Source organism: Anaerofustis stercorihominis, from assembly GCF_005844425.1.
GTDB lineage: Bacteria > Bacillota > Clostridia > Eubacteriales > Anaerofustaceae > Anaerofustis > Anaerofustis butyriciformans.
Genome location: NZ_SPHL01000080.1, coordinates 1 through 1,473 on the forward strand (window position 1 = coordinate 1; position 1,473 = coordinate 1,473).

2 protein-coding genes are annotated in these 1,473 nt (G+C 22.9%); one reads left to right on the forward strand and one right to left on the reverse strand.

The features are described 5' to 3' along the window. Positions 1 to 152: 152 nt before the first annotated feature. The gene (locus tag FGQ49_RS10220) at positions 153 to 707 is read right to left on the reverse strand and encodes a hypothetical protein (RefSeq protein WP_138269762.1); all 555 of its coding nucleotides are present in this window, start codon (positions 705 to 707) and stop codon (positions 153 to 155) included. A gap of 297 nt (positions 708 to 1,004) precedes the next feature. Here FGQ49_RS10220 and FGQ49_RS10225 point away from each other — a divergent pair. Next, the coding region (locus FGQ49_RS10225; protein ID WP_138269763.1) for a hypothetical protein at positions 1,005 to 1,473 on the forward strand (469 nt) is incomplete at its 3' end.

Consider the following 1,473-nt stretch of genomic DNA (forward strand, 5'->3'; position numbering starts at 1 on the left):
ATAGAAACATTTTCAAAATACAGTTTTGAAGAATTAGGATTATAAAATATAAAATCAGCTAAAAACATCAAACGAAAGTTTGGTGTTTTTTTATTACGAATTTTGAAAGGGGGTGGTTAAGTTGAAAGGTTAAAGGTTTAGGTGATTATATGTTAAAAAATAGAGTCGTCTATAAAGATTCTATTTGGTATGGCTTCTTGAAGTTTCTTTAAAATATTAGCTTTATTATATGCATATGTGTTAAACATTCTAAAATCTTCAAAATTTTTTGCTGCGATAATAATTTTTATATTGTCAGAATTTGAATTTTTGTAATAAATATTCATATATATTTTATCAATAAATTCAAAATTATCATTGATATTAAATTGATGTTGATGGAATGTAGTGACATTATAACAAATTTTATTTATATCATCATATGGTATAAAGACTTTTTTTGAAAATGGTGTTTCAGATTTAAAGGTTAAGCCTTTATCATTTGCAGCAAAAAATATACAATCAAAATCTACATATGCCGGTTCAAGACCTTCATAATACTCAATATTTAATATGTGTTTTGATTTTAGTTTGCGTGTTATGAAAAAATAAGTTAAAAATCTGAAATGGGAAAACCTCCATTTAGTGATGGAACATATAATGATTATTATTAAAATGCATACTAAAATAATTTTAAAGCCAAATACAGAAACACTTATACGTTGCATGTTAATCACCTCTAATAATTTTTTTAAATTATATCATAATAAAACATAGAAAAGGAGATAAAAAATAAAAAGCTTTGTTTATTATTGATATAAGGTTTGAAAATATAGGTGTAAATTTTATACAATTTTTAAAAGAATAAGAAATTTAATAAATATTATAAATCATAAATATAACAATTTTCTACATATATTTTGAATAAAATAAGTAATATCAAATCTTACAAAAATGTTATTGAATAAAGAAAATAAAATGATAAAATTAAATTATATAAAAGAACGAAATTTAAGGAGGGAATTATGGGTAACGATAAAAATGAAAAAAAGATTAAAAAGCAAAAAGATTGGATTTTGCATTATTTGAAAGAAGTAGACAGTATTTTGGCTCAATTAGATGAAGATTTACCTGAGAAGAAAAAGAAAAAGCTACATAAGAATTTAAAGGATGCAAAATGGTCAATATCATACAAAATAAAAGATGTTATAAATATGGGTGGTAATGTGGATGATATTATGTGTAATATATCTGCAAAACAAATGGAATATGTAAAAGAACTTTTTCCTGATGGTGCAAACGAAGAAGTAATAAAAGCGAGAAAAATAATAGATAATATAATACTTAGAATGGATAAGGTAAAGAAGCTGAAACAGAAAATGACATTTGATCCAAATGATGATATAGAAATAAAAGTAAAAAATGATTTATTTAGAGCCTATGAATTTATAGGAACATATATAATGGCGTTGGAAGATAAAAGTCTAAGAAGTT

Excerpts from the sequence above, each read along its gene's own strand:
- FGQ49_RS10220 (WP_138269762.1), bottom strand. The coding sequence starts at position 707 with ATGCAACGTATAAGTGTTTCTGTATTTGGCTTTAAAATTATTTTAGTA.